Origin of the sequence: Streptomyces sp. ID05-39B, assembly GCF_033794725.1 — a bacterium.
Lineage (GTDB): Bacteria > Actinomycetota > Actinomycetes > Streptomycetales > Streptomycetaceae > Streptomyces > Streptomyces bobili.
The window spans coordinates 23,259-45,886 of sequence record NZ_JARGEF010000036.1; the positions used below are offsets into that span (position 1 = coordinate 23,259).

A 22,628-nucleotide genomic window follows, 5' to 3' on the forward strand; every position below is an offset into this window, starting at 1 on the left:
ATCTGCGCGACGCGCGGTCGACCTCTTGTGACGGCGAACACACGGGTCCCCGCGTGATCGTCTCGTAACATTGCGGCATGTCTTCGACAGAGCTGCCGTCCGTGCCGCCCACCAGCGTGCTGCCGAAGGCCGCGTCGGTCCGGGTCGCCGAGGGCGAGAGACTGCGGTCGGTCCGCCTGCCCGGTGTCACCCTGACAGTCCGCTCCAGGCCCGCTACGCGCGCGGGACTGCAGCCCGCGCTGTACGTCCACGGCCTCGGCGGTTCCTCGCAGAACTGGTCCGCGCTGATGGCCCAGCTCGACGGCGTCGTCGAGAGCGAGGCCGTCGACCTTCCCGGATTCGGGGACTCGCCGCCACCGGACGACGGCAACTACTCCATCACGGCACACGCGCGTGCCGTCATCCGTCACCTCGACGCGTCCGCCCGCGGACCCGTCCACCTCTTCGGCAACTCGCTCGGCGGCGCCGTGTCCACGCGTGTCGCGGCGGTCCGCCCCGACCTGGTGCGGACGCTCACCCTCGTCTCGCCGGCCCTGCCGGAGCTGCGGGTCCAGCGCACGGCGGTGCCCACGGGACTGCTCGGCATGCCCGGCGTGGCCGCGCTGTTCACCCGGTTCACCCGCGAGTGGACGGCCGAGCAGCGCGTCCGCGGCGTCATGGCCCTGTGTTACGGCGACCCCGGGCGGGTCACCCCGGAGGCGTTCGGATACGCCGTGGAGGAACTCGAGCGGCGGCTGCGGCTGCCGTACTTCTGGGACGCGATGACGCGTTCCGCGCGCGGGCTGGTCAACGCGTACACCCTCGGCGGTCAGCACGGCCTGTGGCGCCAGGCCGAACGGGTCCTCGCCCCGACCCTCCTCGTCTACGGCGGCCGCGACCAGCTCGTCGGCTTCCGCATGGCCCAGCGGGCGGTCCGCACCTTCCGCGACTCCCGCCTGCTCACCCTGCCGAACGCGGGGCACGTGGCGATGATGGAGTACCCGGAGACGGTCGCCACGGCCTTCCAGGAGCTGCTGGAGGAGACGGCCGAGCGTGGCGAGCGGGGATCGCGCCCCGAGTCGGAGGCCGAGCCGGACACGGGCGCGCGGCCGGACGCCGACACCGGGGCCACGCGCGCTGTGAGTACCGGGGTCCGGCGGGCTGCGGACGTCGGGTCGAGGCGGGATACGGACATCGGGTCGAGGCCGGATGCGGACATCGGGTCGAGGCCGGATGCGGACATCGGGTCGAGGCCCGATGCGGGGCCGGACTCAGGCTCGGGAACCGGGTCGGGCTCCGGGGCGTTCTCCGAGCGGGCCGGTGGATCCGCGGGTTCGGGGAGCTGAGGGGCGTGGGACGTCACAGCCGACGCGGGCCTGCGCCCAAGAACGCACCACAGCAGGGCACCGACGGTGCCCCCCAGGGAGCCGCGCCGGCCGAGGCGCGGGGCGACCGTCCCCAGGGCGCGGCCCGGCCCGCCGACGGGCCCTCACCGGCATCGGGGCTTCCCGGCGGGGCCCCTGCTCGCGGGGTGCCCCGGTTCCCGGACGGCACCCCGGCCCACGGTATGCCGCGACTCCCGGACGGCACCCCGCCGCACGGCACGGCGCAGGTCCGCGGCGGGCACCCCGAGCAGCATGAGGCCGGGGGAGCCTGGGGCGGGTTGACGGGCCGTACGGCCAGCGGTTCCGGTCCGCTGATCCCGCGACAGCGGCCCGAGTCCGCGGCCGGGGTCAGGCAGCGGCGGACGGATGCGGCGGGAGGTCCGCGCCAGGACTACCTCGACGCCTTCACCCTGGACGACGACGACGTCTTCGCGCGCCGTGTGCCCGTGGCAGCCGCCGCGGCCACCACGCTCGCCACCGACGCCTACGTCACCCCGCGCCCCACCGACGCCTACGTCTCCGTCACCGACTGGGACAGGAGTCCCCGTCCGGCTCCCGCGGGCGGCGGGGCCGGCGCGTCCGGGGGAGAGCCGCCCACCGGTGAGCCGGCGGCCCGGGGTGGCAAGGGCCGGGCGTTCACCGGCATCGCCGCCGCAGCCGTCACCACCGTGCTCGCCGTGGTCGTCGCCGGCCAGGTCACCGACGCGCGCGACGACTCCGTCCAGTCGCGGTCCACGGCCGACAAGGCCGCCCGTGACGCGCGCGACAGCGCCGCGCGCGACGCCGAGCGGCCGAGCCCGTCGGCGTCACCCAGCGTGGTCACGCTGACGTACGACCAGAAGATGAGCGCGCGGTACAGGCTCGGGGCCGGCTTCGCGGGGTCGGGGAAGTTCGACGCCGTACCCGGTATCGACAAGGCGCCCGGCAAGGGGCAGAAGTACACCTACCGCGTGGATGTGGAGCAGGGGCTCGGCCTCGACGCCGCGGTGTTCGCGCAGGCCGTGCAGAAGACGCTGAACGACGACCGCAGCTGGGCCCATGACGGCGCGCGGACCTTCGAGCGCATCCACTCGGGCGAGCCCGACTTCGTCATCACGCTCGCCAGCCCCGGCACCACCGCCGAATGGTGCGCGAAGTCCGGCCTGGACACCACCGAGGACAACGTCTCGTGCGACTCGGCCGCCACCGAACGCGTGATGATCAACGCCTACCGGTGGGCGCAGGGCTCCCCGACCTACGGCGACGAGATGTACGCCTACCGGCAGATGCTGATCAACCACGAGGTCGGCCACCGGCTCGGCTACGGCCATGTCACCTGTGACAAGGACGGCGACCTGGCCCCGGTCATGCAGCAGCAGACGAAGTTCCTGGAGTACGAAGGGATCCGCTGCCGACCCAACCCCTGGGCCTATCCGAACAGTTGACGAACACCCAGGGAGCGCCTGCGGGGCGCCCGGAAGGCGTCCGCACGCCCCCTGAGGTGTAACGTTTCGCGCTCGCCTGATCTCTTAGTGCGACGCAACGCCACTCGCACGGGAAAGTTACGACCGTTCACCCCTTTTGGTGGTGCGACGGACAACCGTCCATCGCGCCACCGCCTTGTCCGCATACGTTCGTCCCGCTGCGAGCCGCCGGGTCAACGGCGGCTCCCCAAACGGGAGATCGGGGGTGCACGCGTGCGCATCGGACTGCTTACGGAGGGTGGCTATCCGTATGTGAATGGTGATGCGGGGCTCTGGTGCGACCGGCTCGTGCGCGGGCTCGGGCAGCATGAGTTCGGCGTCTACGCGCTCAGCCGCAGCGAGCGCCAGGAGGTCGCCGGCCAGGTCGCGCTGCCGCCGCAGGTCACCGGCGTGCGTACCGCGCCGCTGTGGACCGCCGAGGACGACGGGGTGGTGCACGGACGGCGTGCGCGCCGGCGTTTCACCGAGCACTACGGCGCGTTGGTGTCCGTGTTGTGCGAAGGGGCGCCCGCAGGTGCGGGGACCGACCGTTCCGGCGCCCAGGCGGACCGTTTCGGCAACGCGCTGTACGGGCTCGCGGAACTCGCTCGCGACGAGGGCGGCCTGGTGGGCGCGCTCCGCTCGGAAGGCGCCGTGCGCGCCCTGGAACGTGCCTGTCGTGCGCCGGGCGCCGCCGGTACGGCGCGTGAGGCGCGCGTACCCGATCTGCTCGCCGTCGCCGCTCACCTCGAACGCGCCCTGCGCCCCCTCTCGCTGGACTGGTACGAGGACGACGGGGGCGACGGCCTGGGCTCGGTCGACCTCTGCCACGCCGCATCGGGGGGTGCGGCGGCGCTTCCGGGCCTGCTCGCCCGGCACTTCTTCGGAGTGCCGCTGCTGGTGACGGAGTACGGCGTCCGGTTGCGGACGCACTATCTCGGGGCCGGCGGGGGCACGGCTGTCGCACCCGGAGCGACTTCGACCCCGCGGGCGGCGTCGGGCCCGGCAACCGGTCGGGCGGCTGGAACGGTGGCCGTCCCGGACGGCGCCCCGGCCGTACGGTCCCTGCTCGCGGCCTTCCACGGGCGGCTCGCCGCCGAGGTGTACCGGCAGGCGGCATGTGTCACGCCCGGCAACGCCCACGCCCGCCGCTGGCAGGAGCGCTGCGGCGCCGACCCGGCCAAGCTGCGGACGGTCCACCCGGGCATGGACGCCTCCCGCTTCGCCGAGGTCGGTGACTCCCCGGACGCCGCCGACCCGCGCACGCTGGTCTGGGTCGGCAGGGTCGAACCGGCGAAGGACCTGGTCTCCCTGCTCCACGCCTTCAGGGAGATCCGCAAGGAGGAGCCCGGGACCCGGCTGCGGATCTTCGGCGCTGCCGCCGGGACGGAGGGCGAGGCCTACCTCGGTCACTGCCGGATGCTGGCCGCGCAGCTCTTCCCCGACGAGGCGGCCGGGCCGCACTCCGAAGGCGACAACCCGGTGTCCTTCGAGGAGATCGGCGGCCCGGAGGTGCCCGGACTCGCCGAGGCGTACGCGGCCGGTGCCGTCGTCGTCCTGTCCAGCGTCGTCGAGGGGTTCCCGGTCGGTCTGGTCGAGGCGATGTTCTGCGGGCGCGCGACCGTGTCCACGGACGTCGGCGCGGTGGTCGAGGTCATCGGCGGCACCGGACTCGTCGTCCCGCCGCGCAACCCGCGGGCGCTCGCGGAGGCGTGCGTGGCCCTGCTGCGCGACCCCGGACGCCGTGCACGCCTGGGTGCCGCCGCCCGAGCACGCGCCCTCGAACTGTTCACCATCGAGCAGAACATCGCGGCCTTTCACGGCACTTACCTGGAGATCGTCTCCCGGAGCCCGGTCCGCCGGGGCGCCCTCGACGCGGCCGGTGAACCCCGGCCCTTCGCGGTCCCGGCCGAGGCCTGGCTGCCTGGCCGATGGACCGGCCTCGGTGGGCGGGCCACTCCCCGGCACCCGTCCACCTGGGCGGCCGGACCGCCGGTGCGGGGTACGGCCGCGGCCCGCGGTTCCGTCGGGGCGCCTGGCCTGTCGACGCCCTCCACCCCGACTCCCGCCGCTGCTCCTGCCACCGCTCCTGCCACTGCTCGTGTCACCGCTCCTGCCGCTGCTCCCGTCGTGGCGACCGAGGGGGCCCGATGAGCGGCCTGGGCGAACTCGACCGCCCCGCGACGCCGGTGAGTCCCGGTGCCTGGGACGAACGTTCCGGGGGGTGGCTGGTGAGCGAGGACACCGCTCCGAGCACCGATCCACGGTCCGACTCCGATGGGCCGGCGGCGCCCACCCCCGCCGAGCGTCCCGCGCCGGCCTCCGGCGCACGCCCTTATCCGGATGCCGACCCCGTCGCGCCGCGCCGAGGCGGCGCCGTGGACCCGGTGAAGGCACTGATGCACAGGCACCGAGAGCTCTGCGAGCGGGCGGTCGACCCGCTGGAGATCGCGGCGGGTCTGGAGGCCCACGGCGTCACCGACCGCACCGCCGCGCGGTTCCGGCACCGGGACGTCTTCTCCCTCGCGGAGGAGATGTACGCCCGTGTTCCCCGCGACGGCGACACGCCCCCGCGCCCGGAGTCCACTCCGGCGCCGCGGGCCCGCCCGGACTGGGCGCTGCTCGCCCTCCTGCCGGGCGCCCTGACCGCCGCGACCGTGGTCGGCCTGCGTCTCACCCACGGCCAGGCCCGCGTCCTCGCCGTCGCCGCCGGCGTCCTGGCGGTGACCCTGACCCTGCGCGCCGCGCTGCGCCGGGGCCCGTTGAGCCCTCGCCGGGGCCGGCCCTCGTCGAGCCCACGCGGTGGCTCGCACCCCGGCAGGCACCACACCGGCGGCTCGACCTGCTGGCTCCTCGCCTACGCAGCCCTCGGCGACGGTCTGCTGCGCGCCGCGGCCGACGGCGGCCCGGACGGCCTGCCCACCGGAGCGCCCGACGGCCCCTGGCCACTCGCCACGGCCCCGCTCCTCACCCTGGCGCTGGCGTGCGTACCCGCCGCCTGGTGTGCGCACCTTCTCGCCGTACGCGCCCGGCGCAGGCTGGACACCAGCCGGGGCCTGGACGAGTTCGCCGCCTCCGTCCGGCCGTTGCTGCTCAGCGTCTTCGCCCTGTTCCTGTGCGCGCTCGCGGTCCTCACCGGTGTCTGCGCGGCCGCCCTCGGCGAACCAGCCGCCTACGCGGCAACGCTCGGTCTGGGTGCGCTGCTCCTGCTCTCCCGCCTCCTCACGATCCACGGCTTCACCCACGCCCCGGCGGTCGTCCTCAGGGCGGCGAGTGGGGCCGAGGCGCTCGCCCTGGCCGCCCTCCTCGCGGGCCGGCTGCCCCGCTGCGGCTTCCTGGCCGCACCCGTGGACACCCTCATGGCCGCCTGGGGCCCCGCCGGAGTGCCCGCCCTCGCCTGCGGGGCGGCGGCCCTCACCCTGCTGATCCACGCGACCCGCACCCTCACCAGGGCCTCGGCCCACGCGCGAACGGACCAGCCGTGCTGACCCGGCGCCGTCCGCCCGCCCCCGACCATCGCGCGCCGCGCCACCCCCACCGTGCACGGACCGCACGACGCACGCGCTCCTCCACCCATGAAATCCCCCTAAGGAGAGACCAGATGACCACCTCCCGATCCGGAGCGACCGGAGCCACCGGGACACCCGCGGTCGCAGGAGCCCGCGCGGTCACCGGAGCAGCCGCGGCGAACACCCCGGGAGCCGAGCGATGAGGGTCCTGCTGACCGGTGCCAACGGCTACGTCGGCCGCTTCGTCGCCGACCGTCTGCTGGCCGACCCGGCCGTCCAGCTCACCGCGCTCGGCCGCGGCGACGACGCCGACGTCCGCTTCGACCTCGCGAGCGGCAGCCCAGGCGCCCTGACCCGCTTCCTCGACGCGGTCCACCCCCAGGTCGTCGTCAACTGTGCGGGCGCCACCCGCGGCGGAGCCCGGGAACTCACCCGGCACAACACCGTCGCCGTCGCCACCGTCTGCGAGGCGCTGCGCCGCAGCGGATGCGGCGCCCGTCTCGTCCACGTCGGCTGCGGCGCCGAGTACGGCCCCAGCCAGCCCGGTTCCTCCACCGCGGAGGACGCCGTCCCACGCCCCGGCGGCCCGTACGGCGTCAGCAAGCTCGCCGCCACCGAACTGGTCCTCGGCTCCGGCCTGGACGCGGTCGTGCTGCGGGTGTTCTCCCCGGCCGGGCCCGGCACTCCCGCCGGTTCCCCGCTGGGCCGGCTCGCCGAGGCGATGCGCCGCGCCATGCAGTCCGGAGACGGCGAACTGAAACTCGGCGGACTGGGCGCCCAGCGCGACTTCATCGACGTCCGTGACGTCGCCCGCGCCGTGCACGCCGCCTCGCTGTCCGCCGCGCAGGGCGTCATCAACATCGGCTCCGGCCGTGCCGTCCGTCTCCGGGACGCCGCGGCCGTCCTCGCACGCGTGGCGGGATACGGCGGCACCCTGCACGAACTCGACGGCCCGCCCGGCGGCCACCTCAGGCCGACCGTCGTCCACCCCCGCCCCGACTCCGACCATGTGGCCCAGGTGGCGTACCCGTACCCCGACGGGTGTGGCAGCTGGCAGCAGGCCGATGTCCGTACCGCGCGCGACCGGCTGGGCTGGCGGCCGCGGATCAACCTTGAGGAGTCCCTGGCCGACATCTGGATGGAGGCGGCATGCCGTATCTGACCGGTACTCGGGCGGGTACCGCGAGCACCGACGTCCGCGCCGGGTTCGGCGTCCCCGGCTTCGCGCACCCCCTCGTCGCACCGGCCGAGTGGGGCGAACTCGCCCGTCCCGGCAGGCCCTTGCACTGGGTCGTCCTCAATGTCGCCGACGGCCCCGGTGTCCGCCCCGACCCGCACTGCCTGGAGGCCGCGGGCCGGCTGCGCAACGCGGGCGTCCGCGTCCTCGGGCACCTGGACGCCGTCCACGGCGCCCGTGCCTTCGCGGAGGTGATCGCCGACGCCCGCCGTTACCTCGACTGGTACCAGGTCGACGGCTTCCTCCTGGACCGCTGCCCGACCGAACGGGCCGAACTCGCGGAGATCCGCCGCACCGTCGGCACCCTCCGCACGCTCCGTGACACGCCCCACATCGTCCTCGGACACGGCATCCACCCGCACCCCGGATACGCGGAGAACGCCGACCAGCTCGTCACCTTCTCCGGGCCCTGGAGCGACTACCGCTGGTCGCAGGCCGCGGAATGGACCGCCGACCACCCGCCCGAGCGGTTCTGCCACTTCGTCCACGGCGTGCCCCGCGGCCATCTCGACGAGGCGCTGCGGATCGCCCGGTGGCAGGGAGCGGCCACGATCTGGTTCACGGACCGTCACGATCGGGACGGCGCGTGCGACCCGTGGGAGACCATGCCCGGCTACTGGGACGACATCGTCTCGCGGATCGGAACAGGTGTCTCGGAATGAAGAAGGCCATGGCAGTGTTACGCGGAGAACAACTGTAGTGATTGACCGACCAACGGAGTCCCCGTGTCGCTGCCACCCCTGGTCGAGCCGGCTGCCGAGCTCACCGTAGACGAGGTCCGCAGGTACTCCCGCCACCTGATCATCCCCGACGTGGGGATGGACGGGCAGAAGCGGCTGAAGAACGCCAAGGTGCTGTGTGTGGGCGCCGGCGGCCTGGGCTCGCCGGCGCTGATGTACCTGGCCGCGGCGGGCGTGGGCACGCTCGGCATCGTGGAGTTCGACGAGGTCGACGAGTCGAACCTCCAGCGCCAGATCATCCACAGCCAGGCCGACATCGGCCGCTCCAAGGCCGTGTCCGCCCGCGATTCCGTCCTCGGCATCAACCCGTACGTGAACGTGGTCCTTCACGAGGAGCGGCTCGAGGCCGACAACGTGATGGACATCTTCAGCCAGTACGACCTGATCGTCGACGGCACGGACAACTTTGCGACCCGTTACCTGGTCAACGACGCCGCCGTGCTGCTGAACAAGCCGTACGTGTGGGGCTCGATCTACCGCTTCGACGGTCAGGCGTCCGTGTTCTGGTCGGAGCACGGTCCCTGCTACCGCTGCCTCTACCCGGAGCCCCCGCCCCCCGGCATGGTCCCCTCCTGCGCCGAGGGCGGCGTGCTGGGCGTGCTGTGCGCGTCGATCGGCTCCATCCAGGTCAACGAGGCCATCAAGCTCCTCGCGGGCATCGGCGAGCCGCTCGTCGGCCGCCTGATGATCTACGACGCCCTGGAGATGCAGTACCGCCAGGTCAAGGTCCGCAAGGACCCCGACTGCGCGGTCTGCGGCGAGAACCCGACCGTCACCGAACTCATCGACTACGAGGCCTTCTGCGGCGTCGTGTCCGAGGAGGCCCAGCAGGCGGCCGCCGGTGCGACGATCACTCCCAAGCAGCTCAAGGAGTGGATCGACGACGGCGAGAACATCGAGATCATCGATGTCCGCGAGCCGAACGAGTACGAGATCGTCTCCATTCCCGGCGCCAAGCTGATCCCGAAGAACGAGTTTCTGCTCGGCACCGCCCTGGAGGGTCTGCCGCAGGACAAGAAGATCGTCTTGCATTGCAAGACGGGTGTCCGCAGTGCGGAGGTCCTCGCGGTGCTGAAGTCCGCGGGCTTCGCGGACGCCGTCCATGTCGGTGGCGGTGTGATCGGCTGGGTCAACCAGATCGAGCCGAGCAAGCCGGTCTACTGAGCCGACCTGCCTGCCCGACCGGCGGGGTCGCGCGCACCACGGGTGCGCGCGACCCCCGCCGTCGTCATGAGCAGACCTTGCCGTCCTTCGGCACCGTGCCGTCGAGCAGATAGTCGTCCACCGTCGAGTCGACGCAGTCGCTCCCGCTGCCGTACGCCCCGTGGCCCTCGCCCTTCCAGGTGAGCAGCACCCCCACCCGCTCGCCCAGTTCGTCCGCCATCCGCCGCGCGCCCTCGTAGGGCGTCGCCGGGTCGCCGGTGTTGCCGACGAGCAGGATGGGCGCGGCTCCGGCCGCGCTCACCTCCGGGCTGTCGAACTGCCCGGCCACCGGCCAGTCGTGGCACCAGCCGGCCGTGTCCCAACCGAGGAACGTGCCGAACACGGGCGAGATCTTCTCGAACTCCGGCAGCAGCTTCTTCGTCTCCTCCAGAGTCGGCCGCTGCTTGTCGTCCAAGCACGATATGACCCGCTGCGAGTGGGTCGTCGTGCCGTAGTTCCCCTCGGAGTCCCGCTCGTTGTAGGCGTCGGCGAGCGTGAGCAGCTCGGAGCCGTCGCCCTCCTGCGCCGACTCCAGGGCGCTGGTCAGGGTCGGCCAGCCCTCCTTGCTGTACAGGGGCAGGACGATGCCGGTGACCGCGAGTGTCTGGGTCAGTTTCCGTCCGGAGGACGTGGGCAGCGGGTCGTTGTCGATCCGCTTCAACAGGTCGGCGATCTTCCGGCTGCCCTGCCCGGGATTCTGGCCGGTCGACTTCAGGTAGTTGTCGAGCGCGAGTTGGAAGCCCTTCGCCTGGTTCTTGGCGTGCCCCACCGCGTCTGCGCTCGGGTCGACGACCGCGTCGAGGATCACCCGCCCCACGTTCTTGGGGAACAGGTGGGCGTACACGCCGCCGAGTTCGGTGCCGTAGGAGATGCCGAAGTAGTGCAGCTTGTCGTCGCCGAGGACCTGGCGCATCAGGTCCATGTCGCGTGCGCTGTCAGTGGTGGAGACGTGCGCCATCAGCTCCCCGGCGTCCTTCTGACAGCCCTTGCCGAAGTCGACGGAGTCCCGGAGGTAGGCCTGTTCCTCGGCCGTGGTGTCCGGCGTGGAATCGACCGACTCGGCGGCCTGGATGTCCTTGTCGCTGCGGCAGCGGACGCCTTCGCTGGCACCCACCCCGCGCGGATCCCAGCTCACCAGGTCGTACTGCTTGCGCAAGGAGGAGACCGTGGAGCCGTACGCCGGCATCGTCGACACTCCGGAGCCGCCCGGTCCGCCGAAGTTGAACAGCAGCGAACCGATCCGCTTGCTCCCCTTGCCGCCGGACTTGGCGCGGATCATCGCGAGGCCGATCGTGTCCCCGTCCGGCTTCGACCAGTCCAGCGGCACCTTCAGCTCCGCGCACTGCCACTCGCTGCTCGGCGCGTCGGCGTCGGCGGTGGCCTTGCAGCGGCCCCAGTCGGGTTTCTGCCCGGTCAGTGAGGCGGGAAGGGGTGCCGCGGTCACCTCCGCTGCGCCGGAGGAGGAGGCCGACGGGCGCGCGTCGGCCGTACCTCCCTTGTTGTCGTCCCCGTCGTCGGACGAGCCACCGCAGCCCGTCATCAGCAGTGCGGCGACGGCTCCCGACGCCGTCCACCGTACGAATCGCGCCATTGCGTTTCCCCCTCGCGGAACCGTCCGCACCGGCGGCGGACGGCTGTCACGCCATAGTAGGCGGATCCCAGCACACCCGTCGGAGCCTGTGGATAACCCTGTGACCTGCGTGTTTATCGGGCTGTGCGTGTCATGAGCAGACCGTCCCGGCGGCCGGCGGCCTTCCGTTCAGCAAGTAGCCGTCCACCGCCGCCCGCACGCACTTGTTCTTGCTGTCGTACGCTCCGTGCCCCTGCCCCTCGTACGTCAGCTCGACGCCGACGCCCTGGCCGAGGGCGGCGGCCATCCTCCGCGCACCCTCGTACGGGGTCGCCGGGTCGCCGGTGTTGCCCACGACGAGGATCGGCGCCGAGCCGATGGCGCTCACGTCGGGATGGTCGGCGGCGCCCGGCACGGCCCAGTCGGTGCAGCCGACCATGCCCCAGGCCAGGAAGTCCCCGAACAGTGGGGACGCCGCCCGGAACTCGGGAAGCCTCCGCTCCACCTGGGCCACGGAGTAGCGCGCTCTGTCGTCGGCGCAGTTGACGGAGACGTTGGCGGCGGTGATGTTGCTGTACTCGCCGTTCTCGTTGCGGCCGTTCATCGAGTCGGACAGCAGCATGAGGATGCTGCCGTCGCCGTCGTAGGCCTGCTGCAGGCCCTCGGTGAGGTACTCCCAGAAGTCCTTCGAGTACAGGGACTGCGCGATGCCGTTGGTGGCGGCGGTCTGCGTGAGCTCGCGCGGGAAGACGCCCGGGATCGGCTTGGCGTCCAGGGTCTTCAGCAGGTTGGCGATCCGGTCCCTCACCTCCTGCGGGGTGCCCCCGACGGGGCAGTCCTGCGTCTTCGACGTGCAGTCCTCGGCGAAGTTGTCGAGCGCCAGCTGGAATCCCCTGGCCTGCCCCAGCGCGCCCTGCTCGGGCGTCTGCGTCGGGTCGACGACCGCGTCGAAGACGGCACGGCCCACGTTCTTGGGGAACAGGTGGGCGTACACGCCGCCGAGTTCGGTGCCGTAGGAGATGCCGAAGTAGTGCAGCCTGTCGTCGCCGAGGACCTCGCGCATGAGGTCCATGTCGCGGGCCGCGTCGGTGGTGCGCACATGCGGAAGGATCTTCTTCGACTTCTTCTCGCAGGCCGCGTTGAACTCCTTGGTGTTGTCCAGGAACGTGCTGCGCTCGGCGCGGTCGTCGGGTGTCATGTCCTGCTGGAAGTACGCGTCCAGCTGCTCGTCGCTCTCGCATCGCACGCCCGCGCTGCGGCCCACCCCGCGGGGGTCGAAGCTCACCAGGTCGTAGCGGGTGCGCAGGGTCGCGTAGTCCTCGCCGAACGCGGGCAGGGCGGTGATGCCGGAGCCGCCGGGTCCACCGAAGTTGAACAGCAGCGAACCGATCCGGCGATTCTCCGGACCGCTCGTCCGCGCGCGGATCAGCGCGACGCCGATCGTGTCGCCCTCGGGCTCGCTCCAGTCCAGGGGCGCCTGCATGGTCGCGCACTGCCACTCGTCGCCGTCCGGCAGCGGTGAGGGGGCGTTGCCCCCGCCCTCGGACTGGGACGGTGCGGGGCAGTCCTTCCAGCTCAGCTTCTGCGCCGTCAGATCCTCGTCCTGGGAGCCGTCGCCGCAGCCCGCGACCAGGCAGGACAACAGGACGGCGGTGGCGCTGAGCACGACGGCGCGCGGACGGGAGGGATTCGGCATGATCCCATCCTGGCGTCGCACCCTGCCCCGCGCGCGGGGCACGGGCCGTACGAGGTACGCCCGTTGCCGCGACGACAGGGCTCGGAGGGCACCCCTGCCGGTGGGGGACAGGGCCTAGAGGGCGCCCTTGCGGGTGAGGTGGGTGAAGGCCAGCCAGCCCGGCAGCACCGGCAGCCACAGCGTCAGCAGCCGGTACAGGAGCACCGCGGGGGCGGCGACTTCCTTGGGGAGGCCGACGGCGATCAGACCGACCGTCAGGGTCGCCTCCACAGCCCCGACACCGCCCGGGGTCGGGGCGGCGGAACCGAGTGCGTTGCCGGCGAGGAAGACGACGGCGACGCTGGCGAGGCTGATCGAGGTCGTCTCGTCGCCGAACGCGCGGATCGACGCGTCCAGGCACATCACGAAGCAGGCCGTCAGCAGCAGCATGCCGCCGATGCCGGTGACCAGCTTCTGCGGCCGCTGGAGCACGTCCAGCATGCGCGGCACGACCCCCGCGAACAGCGACCTCACGCGCGTGACGACGAATTTCCGCAGGAACGGCACCGAGGTCACCACGAGCACCAGCACCGCCACGGTCAGCAGACCCGCGATGACGGTCCGGGACGGCGACAGCGACGGCGTCTTCTCGGTGCCGGTCAGATAGCCGAACGACAGCAGCATCAGGATGTGGCAGCCCAGCCCGAACAGCTGCGAGGCACCGACGCTCGCCACCGCGAGCCCCGGCCGCACCCCCGCGCGCTGGAGGAACCGCGTGTTGAGGGCGACGCCGCCGACCGCGGCGGGCGCGACGATCTTCACGAAGGACCCGGCGACCTGCGCGGCCACGGTCCGCGGGAACGGCACCCGCTCCGGCACGAATCCCAACAGGCTCATCGCCGCCGCCACATAGCTCAGCGCCGAGAACAGCACGGCCGCGGCGACCCAGCCCCACTCGGCGTTGGCGATGAGCGGACCGAACTCGATGTGCGTGAGCTGGGTCAGCAGGAAGTACGCGCCGATCGCGCCGGCGATGAAGCTGATCAGTGTGCGCGGCCGCACCCGCTCCAGGCGGGCCGGCTCCACCGGCGCCTGAGGCCGGATCAGCAGCACCTCGTGCCGGATCTGCGTGAGCAGGTCCTCCTCGCGGGCCTCGTCCAGCGCGTCGTCGATGGCTCGCTTCTCGGCCCGTGTCTCCGCGCGCACGGCCTTTTTCTCGGCCTTGTCGAGCGGAGGCCCGCTCTCGTGCCCGGCCGCCGCGTGACGGGCCTGCTTGGCCTGCCGGGAGGCCTCCAGGACGGCTTCACGCTCTCGCTGCGCCCGCTCCCGGGCCAGTCTGCGCAGTGTCGCGCGCGTGGAGCGGCTCAGCGCGATGGGCTGGAGCATCGGCAGACAGTCGGCGACGGCGTCGGGACCGAGCACGCTCACCGCGGAGGCGACCGCGCGTTCGGCGCCCACCCGCAGGCCGAGCGTCACGAGCAGTTGCGAGGTGTCCATGCGCAGCAGCAGGTCACCGGCCGCGATCTCGCCGACCCGCATGTCGGTGAGGATCACCGTGCCGGAACGATCCACCAGAATGGCGTCGCCGACCAGTCTGCGATGCGCGATACGGCGGGACTGGAGGGCGCGCACCTGCTGCCAGGTGTCGTGCAGCAGTTCGTCGGTGATCTCCTCGTCGGCCAGCGAGTCGAGCGTGCGGCCGCCGGTGTGCTCGTAGACGAGCATGACGGCGTCGGGGCCCAGCTCGGAGGTCGCGATCAGCTTCGGCGCGTTGGCTCCGGCCGCGATCGCCGCATAGGCCAGCAGCGCCTCCTGCTCCAGCGCCTGGCGCAGCGACTGGAGGCTGCTGCGGGTGGCGAAGCCGCGCAGGGTCAGATTGCGCCACGCGCGGTAGAAGAAGCCCTGCGCCTGCTGCTCGCGGTCGACCACCGTGACGTCCAGCGGTGGGCCGTTCTCCAGGGTGACGAAGTAGCGCCGGCCGCGGTCGCCGGTCTCCGGGGTTTCCGAGACCTCCTCGCGCGCGGCGCTCACCGGGTGGAAGCCCACGTGCCGCAGGCCCGCCATCAGCGTCCGTCCCGTGGGCCGGACATTGGGCGAGCCGACCGCGTACAGCGTGCCGTAGGCGATGGTCCAGCCGATCAGAACCGTCAGGATGATCGAGAACGGGGTCGTGTAGCCGGTGACGAGCATCGAGAACGCGTCGAGCATCAGCACGATCCACAGCACCGCGCGCCACCGTGGTCGCCGCGACATGCCGACGGCCGTCATATAGGCGATGACGGGCGCCAGATAGCCGTGCACGGGGTCGGTGAGAGCGTGGATGTCGCCGGGGGAGGGCTGGGTGAGCGCCTCCTGGATCGAGTCCGGGGCAGCCTTGGCGACCCACAGGTCGGTGGCGAGCGTCACTCCGTGGGCGAGGACCGCCGCGAGCACGCCGTCGGCGATCCGCAGCCCGTCCCGCTTGATGAGCCGCTCGATGGCGAACGCCACCGGCACCAGCAGGATCGCGATGCTGGACGCCAGCCCAGCGATCTTGATGAGCAGATCGGGCGCCTGGCCGGTGCCCTTGTTGATGTCCTGTTCCAGGCCCGAGGTCGTTCCGTGCGCAAAGGCGGCGACGCCCAACAGCACGACGACGGCCAGCACGCCGATCAGCAGTCGCATGAGGTCGGAGGGGCGGTGTACGCGCGCGGGAAGCAGCGGTTCGTCGCCCTCGACCTCGTCGACGTGCGTCACCTCGACCAGGTCCTCGTCCTGCTCCACCGGGCCGGCGGTGTCCGGGCGCGACGCAGCGCCAGAGGTGCCCTCCGCGTCATCGGGGTGCACACCCTGCTGCTTCATCGTCTCTTCTTGGTCTCGTATCACCGGTCACCGCCCGCACGATGGTGGCATGCCGCACCGACACACAGGGGCATCAGGGTGCAAACGCGGGTCGCACAGTCTGCCCGAAGCGTCTCCGTGGGGCGAGGGTCACACAGTGTCGCGGGCCCGTCGCATTGTCGGTGCGGTGGTGCAGGATGGGGCGGATGAGCGAGCAGAGCCTTCCGGACGCCGCCCGCCCGGAGTACAGCGGCGACACGCCGCCGGATGCCACCGACGACGCGCTGCCGGAGTACGCCGAGCGCGTCCTCGAGGTCGCGGAACTGATCCCGCCCGGGCGGGTCATGACCTACGGCGACGTGGCCGAGTGGCTCGAGACGGGCGGGCCGCGGCAGGTCGGCCGGGTGATGGCCCTCTACGGCGGAGCCGTCCCCTGGTGGCGTGTCGTGCGCGCCGACGGAGTGCTGCTGCCGGGCCACGAACTCCGGGCCCTGGACCACTACCGCGCCGAGGGCACGCCCCTGAGAGAGGCGAGCCGGGCCGCCGAGGGGCACCTGCCGCGCCTGGACATGAGACGGGCGAGGTGGGACGGCGGTGAGCGTGCGCAGGGTCACATCTGACAGCTTCCGCCATCGGCCCCGCCCGGGGGGATCTTGTGGCCCGTACGGGGGAAACGGGGCACGTCCGTGACATGGCGTACGTTCGAGGGCCGAGGGACCCGCGTGGCCTGCGGGCCGCACGGGCAGTGAGGGAAGAAGCGGAAGCCGTCCTCGCGGGCTGCTCGTCGGCGTAGCGTCGGCGGCAGGCGTCGCCCTCATCCCGGGACCACCGCCCGCCCAGGGCGGCACCCGTCCCACCACGGCCCCCTCCGGACGGCGCACAGCGCCGGACGTGACGATCCGCACACCCACCAGGACCGGCGAACCACGTGAGCTCCTCTTTCTCCACCAGGCGCCTGCCGCACCCCCAGGGGCGGCAGGGGAGCCGTGGCGCGTACCGGCTGGTGCGTACCCGCCCGGCGCGGGTGGATCCCCCTCGTCTGGACGCCGCGCAGCGCTCCGTGGTTGACCACGCCACCGGCCCGATGCTCGTCCTGGCGGGGCCGGGCACCGGGAAGACCACCACACTCGTCGAATCCGTCGCGGCCCGCGTGGCGAGCGGCGGAGACCCCGCGCGCATCCTGGTACTGACGTTCAGCCGCAAGGCGGCCGTCGAGCTGCGCGACCGCATGGCACTGCGCATGGGCGCCGCCCGCGCGCCGCGCGCCACCACCTTCCACTCGTACTGCTACGCCCTGGTCCGTGCCGAACAGGACAGCGGCCTGTTCGCCGAACCGTTGCGGCTGCTCTCCGGACCCGAACAGGACGTGGCCGTCCGCGAGCTGCTCGCCGGCCAGGTCGAACTCCAGCGGCACGGCCTCGCCCACGTGCGCTGGCCGGACGACCTGCGCGCCTGCCTCACCACGCGCGGCTTCGCCGACGAGGTCCGCGCGGTCCTCGCCCGCAGCCGTGAGCTGGGTCTGGGTCCCGACGCCCTGGACGCCTTCGCCGGCCGCATCGGCCGCCCCGACTGGCGGGCCGCGGCCTCCTTCCTCGCCGAGTACCTCGACGTCCTCGACCTGCACGGCGTGATCGACTACGCGGAACTCGTCCACCGCGCCGTCCTGCTCGCCCACCGCCCCGAGATCGCCCAGCGGCTCGCCACGCAGTACGACGCCGTCTACGTCGACGAGTACCAGGACACCGACCCCGCCCAGGTCCGGCTGCTGCGCGCCCTCGCCGGCGGCGGCCGCACCCTGGTCGCCTTCGGTGACCCGGACCAGTCGATCTACGCCTTCCGGGGCGCCGACGTGAACGGCATCCTGGAGTTCCCGGAGACCTTCCCGCGCCGCGACGGACGCCCGGCCCCGGTAGAGGTTCTGCGCACCTCCCGCCGCTCCGCCGCCACGGTGCTGGCCGCCACCCGGCTCGTGACCCAGCGCATGCCCCTCACCCGCCTCCCGGCCGAGAAGGTCCGCGCCCACCGCGATCTCGCCTCCGCGCGCGAGGGGGGCCGGGTCGAGGCCTACACGTACCCGACGTCCGGAACCGAGCTGGACAACATCGCCGACATTCTGCGCCGGGCGCACCTGGAGGACGGCGTGCCCTGGGGTGAGATGGCCGTCCTGGTGCGCGCCGGCTCCCGCACGATCCCCACGGTCCGCCGCACCCTCACCGCCGCCGGCGTCCCGCTCGACATCGACGGCGACGACCTTCCCCTGCGCCACGAACCCGCGGTGGCGCCCTTGCTGACGGCACTGCGCGCGGTGGCCACGGCGGAGACGGCCTCGGCTGCGGTACGGCCTGCGCAGGGTGACGAACCGGAGGAGAGCGGGAGCGGGCCGGCCGACGTCGAGCCGGCGGAGGCCTCCTGGCTCGACACCGAGACCGCCCTCGCTCTGCTCGCCTCGCCCCTCGCGAGCATGGACGCAGCCGATCTGCGCCGCCTCGGGCGTGCCCTGCGGGACGACGAGCGGGCTGCCGGCAACCCCCTGCCGCCGCCGTCCGACGAACTCCTCGCGCGGGCCCTCGCCCAGCCGGAGCGCCTGGCCGTGCACGACCCGGTGTACGCGCGCGGTGCCCAGCGTCTGGGCGCGCTGCTGCGCAAGGCCCGAGAGCGTCTCGCGGGCGGCGGCACGACCGAGGAGGCACTCTGGGACCTGTGGGCGGGCACGCCCTGGCCCACGCGCCTGGAACGGTCCGCCCGCCGTGGCGGCGCGGCCGGCCGCAACGCCGACCGCGACCTGGACGCCGTATGCGCGCTGTTCGCCACCGCCGCGCGCGCGGAGGAGCGCACCGGCGGTCGGGGCGCGCTGAACTTCCTGGCCGAGATCGAGGCCGAGGACATCGCCGCCGACACCCTCACCCGGCGCGCCGCGCGCCCCGACGCCGTACGCCTGATGACCGCGCACCGAGCCAAGGGGCTGGAGTGGGCTCTGGTCGTCGTCGCGGGCGTGCAGGAGGGCCTGTGGCCCGACCTGCGCCGCCGCGGCTCCCTGCTGGAGGCGGACCGCATCGGCCGCGACGGGCTCGCCGAACCGCTCACACCGGGCGCCCTCCTCGCGGAGGAGCGCCGCCTGTTCTACGTGGCCGCCACGCGCGCGCGTGAGCGGCTCGTCGTCACGGCGGTCAAGGCGCCCGCGGACGACGGCGACCAGCCCTCCCGCTTCCTCACCGAACTCGGCGTCGAGCCCAAGGACGTCACGGGCCGCCCGCGCCGCCCCCTGTCGGTCGCCGCACTGGTGGCCGAACTGCGCGCCACGACGGTCGACCCCCGTGTCTCGCAACCGCTCAGGCAGGCCGCGGCGCACCGCCTCGCCCGCCTGGCCGCCCTGGCCGACGAGGACGGCCGTCCCCTGGTGCCGTCGGCGCACCCGTACCGCTGGTGGGGCATGTTCGAGCCGACCGAGAGCAAGGTGCCGCTGCGCGACCGCGACCGGCCCGTCGTGCTCTCCGGCAGCGCCCTCGACCAGCTGGCCAACACCTGTGCCCTCCAGTGGTTCCTGGGGCGAGAGGTGAAGGCCGACGCCCCCGCCACGGTCGCCCAGGGCTTCGGCAACGTCGTGCACGTCCTCGCCGACGAGGTCGCCTCCGGACACACCCCGGCCGACCTCGCCGTCCTCATGGAGCGCCTCGACTCCGTGTGGAACGCGCTCGCCTTCGACGCCCCCTGGAAGTCGGCGCAGGAGAAGGAGCACGCGCGCGTGGCGCTCGAACGGTTCCTGAAGTGGCATGTCATGGACCGCACCGGTCGTACGCCCGTCGCCAGCGAGCACGACTTCGACGTCACCCTGGAAGCGGGCGAGTACGAGGTCCGCATCCGGGGCCAGATGGACCGTGTCGAGGCCGACGGTGACGGCCGCGCCTACGTCGTCGACTTCAAGACCGGCAAAGCGGCACCCACCGCGCGCGAGGTGGAACACCACCCACAGCTCGCCGTCTACCAGCTCGCCGTCAGCGAGGGCGCGGTCGACGAGGTCTTCGACGGTGCCCGCCCCGAGCCGGCCGGCGCCGAACTCGTGCAGTTGCGCCAGGGTGCCGCCAAGAGGGACGGCGGCGACAGCCTGCCCAAGGTCCAGGCTCAGGAGCCGCTGGACGGCGAGTGGGTCGGCGACCTGCTCGCCACCGCCGCCGGCAAGGTCCTCGATGAACGGTTCACGCCCAGCGCCGGCCAGCACTGCACGCACTGCGCCTTCCGCGCATCCTGCAGCGCCCGGCCCGAGGGCCGCCAGGTCGTGGAGTGAGCCGGCGCCGTGCACCGCGGGGGCGGGCGGGCCGGTGCGGCGTACGGCGTGGGCGATCCGGTGGTGCGTCGGCGTGGGCGATCCGGTGGGCCGACATGGCGTGAGTGGATCGTGTGACGGACCGCACCACACTGGCTGACCTGGGCTTCCTGCCCGGCGGCAGGCGATGTGGCATCGACTGTCAGTGCCCGCCGCTAGCCTCTCCCCATGCCCGCCCGCATCACCGATCCCGAGCAGCTCAAGGAGCTCCTCGGGATCCCGTTCACCCCGGAGCAGACGGCCTGCATCACCGCGCCGCCCGCCCCGCAGGTGATCGTGGCCGGAGCCGGGTCGGGCAAGACCACGGTGATGGCCGCGCGCGTGCTGTGGCTGGTCGGCACCGGCCAGGTCGCCCCCGAGCAGGTCCTCGGCCTGACCTTCACCAACAAGGCCGCCGGTGAACTCGCCGAGCGCGTCCGCAAGGCGTTGATCAGGGCCGGCGTCACCGACCCCGACGTCATCGACCCGGACAATCCGCCGGGCGAGCCGGTGATCTCCACGTACCACTCCTTCGCGGGCCGCCTGCTGACCGACCACGGCCTGCGGATCGGTCTGGAGCCGACGTCCCGGCTGCTCGCCGACGCCACCCGCTACCAGCTCGCCGCCCGCATCCTCAGGGAGGCGCCCGGCCCCTACCCGGCACTCACCCGGTCCTTCGCCGACCTGGTCAGCGACCTCCTCGCCCTCGACTCCGAGCTGGCCGAACACCTGGTCCGCCCCGAGGACCTGCGCGCGTGGGACGCCGAGCTGCTGCGCACCCTGGAGGGCGCCAAACTCAGCAACGCCGATCTGCGCAAGGTGCCCGAGACAGCCGCCGCCCGGCGCGAACTCGCCGAACTGGTGCTGCGCTACCGGGCCGCCAAGCGCGAGCGCGACCTGCTCGACTTCGGCGACCAGATCGCCCTCTCCGCCCAGCTCGCCCGGATCCCCGAAGTGGGCCGCCTCCTGCGCGACGAGTTCCGCGTGGTGCTGCTGGACGAGTACCAGGACACCTCCGTGGCCCAGCGCACCCTCCTGGCAGGCCTCTTCGGCGGCGGGACCGGCCATCCCGTCACCGCCGTCGGCGACCCCTGCCAGGCGATCTACGGCTGGCGCGGCGCCTCCGTCGCCAACCTCGACGACTTCCCCGAGCACTTCGCCCACGCCGACGGCCGCCCCGCGACCCGGCAGGCGCTCAGCGAGAACCGCCGCAGCGGCGGCCGGCTCCTCGACCTCGCCAACAGCCTGGCCGGACCGCTGCGCGCGATGCACGCGGGCGTGGAGGCACTGCGCCCCGCCCCCGGCGCCGAGCGCGACGGCATGGTCCGCTGCGCGCTCCTGACCACCCACGCGGAGGAGATCGACTGGATCGCCGACTCCGTCGCCCACCTGGTGAACACCGGCAAGGCACCCGGCGAGATCGCCGTGCTCTGCCGCACGGCCACCGACTTCGCAGAGATCCAGGGCGCCCTGGTCGCCCGGGACGTACCCGTCGAGGTGGTGGGCCTCTCCGGCCTGCTGCACCTGCCCGAGGTCGCCGACCTCGTCGCCGTCTGCCAGGTCCTCCAGGACCCCGGCGCCAACGCCTCCCTGGTCCGCCTCCTCACCGGCCCGCGCTGGCGCATCGGCCCCCGAGACCTCGCCCTCCTGGGCCGACGCGCGCGGCTCCTGGTGTCCCACGCGCGCGGGGCCGACGGTGACGACCCGGACCGGCGGCTCGCCGCGGCGGTCGAGGGCGTGGACCCCTCCGAGGTGATCTCGCTCGCGGACGCCCTCGACACCTTCCTCGAAGCGCCCCTGGAGGGACCCGGAGACGACGGGCTGCCCTTCTCCCCGGACGCGCGCGTGCGCTTCGCCCGGCTCGCGGCGGAACTGCGCGACCTGCGCCGCTCCCTTTCCGACCCGCTGATGGACGTCCTGCACCGCGTCCTCGCCGTCACCGGCCTAGAGGTCGAACTGTCGGCGTCCCCGCACGCCCTGGCGGCCCGCCGCCGCGAGACCCTGTCGAACTTCCTCGACATCGCCGCCTCCTTCGCCGCCGCCGAGAGCGAGGCGAGTCTGCTCGCCTTCCTCGGCTTCCTGCGCACCGCCGCCCAGTACGAGAAGGGGCTGGACAACGCCCTGCCCGGCGGGGAGAACACCGTCAAGGTCCTCACCGCGCACAGGTCCAAGGGCCTGGAGTGGGACGTGGTCGCCGTCCCCGGCCTGGTCACCGGCACCTTCCCCAGCGGCCAGGGCCGCGAGAAGTGGACCGCCCAGGCCAAGGTGCTGCCGCACGGACTGCGCGGCGACGCCGACACGCTCCCCGACATCGAGACCTGGGACTCCCGCGGCATGAAGGCCTTCCACGAGGCCATGAAGGACCACCAGCACACCGAGGAACTGCGCCTCGGTTACGTCACCTTCACCCGCCCCCGCTCCCTGCTCCTCGGCTCCGGCCACTGGTGGGGCCCCACCCAGAAGAAGCCCCGCGGCCCCTCCGACTTCCTCCAGGCCCTCCACGACCACTGCACGGCCGGGTACGGCGAGATTGAGGCCTGGGCCGACCAGCCCGAGGAGGACGAGGAGAACCCCGTCCTCCATCAGGCGTCCGCCGACCAGGTCTGGCCGCTGCCCCTGGACGATGCCTCGCTGGCCCGCCGCCGCGCCGCCGCCGCGACCGTCCTCGCCCACCTGGAGCACCTCGCCGCCGCCGAGACCGGCGCCCCCACGGCCACACACGACCCCGAGACCCTCGACGACCCCGACTGGCCCCCGCCGCCGGACGA

General features: G+C 73.1%; 13 protein-coding genes. 10 read left to right on the forward strand and 3 right to left on the reverse strand.

Translation table 11 applies throughout. The features are described 5' to 3' along the window. Window positions 1-77 precede the first annotated feature (77 nt). From P1P75_RS11370 to moeZ, 7 genes are all read left to right on the forward strand, one after another. Window positions 78-1,325: an alpha/beta hydrolase gene (locus P1P75_RS11370; RefSeq protein ID WP_319254165.1), complete on the forward strand. Its 1,248-nt coding sequence runs from the start codon at window positions 78-80 to the stop codon at window positions 1,323-1,325. 5 nt (window positions 1,326-1,330) lie between these two features. Then, the gene (locus tag P1P75_RS11375) at window positions 1,331-2,788 is read left to right on the forward strand and encodes a DUF3152 domain-containing protein (RefSeq protein WP_319254168.1); all 1,458 of its coding nucleotides are present in this window, start codon (window positions 1,331-1,333) and stop codon (window positions 2,786-2,788) included. 252 nt (window positions 2,789-3,040) lie between these two features. After that, window positions 3,041-4,960 carry a DUF3492 domain-containing protein gene (locus P1P75_RS11380; RefSeq protein ID WP_319254171.1) on the forward strand — a complete coding sequence of 640 codons (1,920 nt, stop codon included), beginning with the start codon at window positions 3,041-3,043 and terminating at the stop codon, window positions 4,958-4,960. Further along, complete coding sequence (locus P1P75_RS11385) at window positions 4,957-6,294, forward strand: hypothetical protein (RefSeq protein WP_319254172.1); 1,338 nt, start codon at window positions 4,957-4,959, stop codon at window positions 6,292-6,294. Before P1P75_RS11380 ends, P1P75_RS11385 begins: the two co-directional genes overlap by 4 nt. Before the next feature lie 220 nt (window positions 6,295-6,514). Beyond that, window positions 6,515-7,477 (forward strand): NAD-dependent epimerase/dehydratase family protein, encoded by a 963-nt coding sequence (locus tag P1P75_RS11390; protein ID WP_319254174.1) that lies wholly within the window; start codon window positions 6,515-6,517, stop codon window positions 7,475-7,477. Continuing rightward, on the forward strand, window positions 7,465-8,214 hold the full coding sequence (locus P1P75_RS11395; RefSeq protein ID WP_319254176.1) for a spherulation-specific family 4 protein: 750 nt from the start codon (window positions 7,465-7,467) through the stop codon (window positions 8,212-8,214). The genes P1P75_RS11390 and P1P75_RS11395 overlap by 13 nt, the downstream gene beginning before the upstream one ends. A gap of 63 nt (window positions 8,215-8,277) precedes the next feature. Beyond that, complete coding sequence (moeZ, locus tag P1P75_RS11400; RefSeq protein WP_073497294.1) at window positions 8,278-9,456, forward strand: adenylyltransferase/sulfurtransferase MoeZ; 1,179 nt, start codon at window positions 8,278-8,280, stop codon at window positions 9,454-9,456. A 64-nt stretch (window positions 9,457-9,520) separates the two neighbouring features. Here moeZ and P1P75_RS11405 read toward each other — a convergent pair whose 3' ends face one another. From P1P75_RS11405 to P1P75_RS11415, 3 genes are all read right to left on the reverse strand, one after another. Next, entirely contained in the window at window positions 9,521-11,086 is a 1,566-nt protein-coding gene (locus tag P1P75_RS11405) for an alpha/beta hydrolase (protein ID WP_319254178.1), read from the reverse strand. A gap of 130 nt (window positions 11,087-11,216) precedes the next feature. Next, the gene (locus P1P75_RS11410; RefSeq protein WP_319254180.1) at window positions 11,217-12,761 is read right to left on the reverse strand and encodes an alpha/beta hydrolase; all 1,545 of its coding nucleotides are present in this window, start codon (window positions 12,759-12,761) and stop codon (window positions 11,217-11,219) included. Between the two features lie 114 nt (window positions 12,762-12,875). Beyond that, on the reverse strand, window positions 12,876-15,581 hold the full coding sequence (locus P1P75_RS11415) for a lysylphosphatidylglycerol synthase transmembrane domain-containing protein (RefSeq protein WP_319254182.1): 2,706 nt from the start codon (window positions 15,579-15,581) through the stop codon (window positions 12,876-12,878). Window positions 15,582-15,766: 185 nt separating this feature from the next. On the opposite strand from P1P75_RS11415, the gene P1P75_RS11420 reads away from it, so the two are divergent. The 3 genes from P1P75_RS11420 to P1P75_RS11430 form a co-directional block, all read left to right on the forward strand. Next, complete coding sequence (locus tag P1P75_RS11420) at window positions 15,767-16,180, forward strand: MGMT family protein (protein WP_319254184.1); 414 nt, start codon at window positions 15,767-15,769, stop codon at window positions 16,178-16,180. A gap of 308 nt (window positions 16,181-16,488) precedes the next feature. Next, window positions 16,489-19,842, forward strand: coding sequence for an ATP-dependent DNA helicase (locus P1P75_RS11425; protein ID WP_319254186.1), 3,354 nt, complete (start codon window positions 16,489-16,491; stop codon window positions 19,840-19,842). 207 nt (window positions 19,843-20,049) lie between these two features. Then, window positions 20,050-22,628, forward strand: a 2,579-nt coding sequence (locus tag P1P75_RS11430) for an ATP-dependent helicase (RefSeq protein WP_319254188.1), incomplete at its 3' end; no start/stop codon positions are given.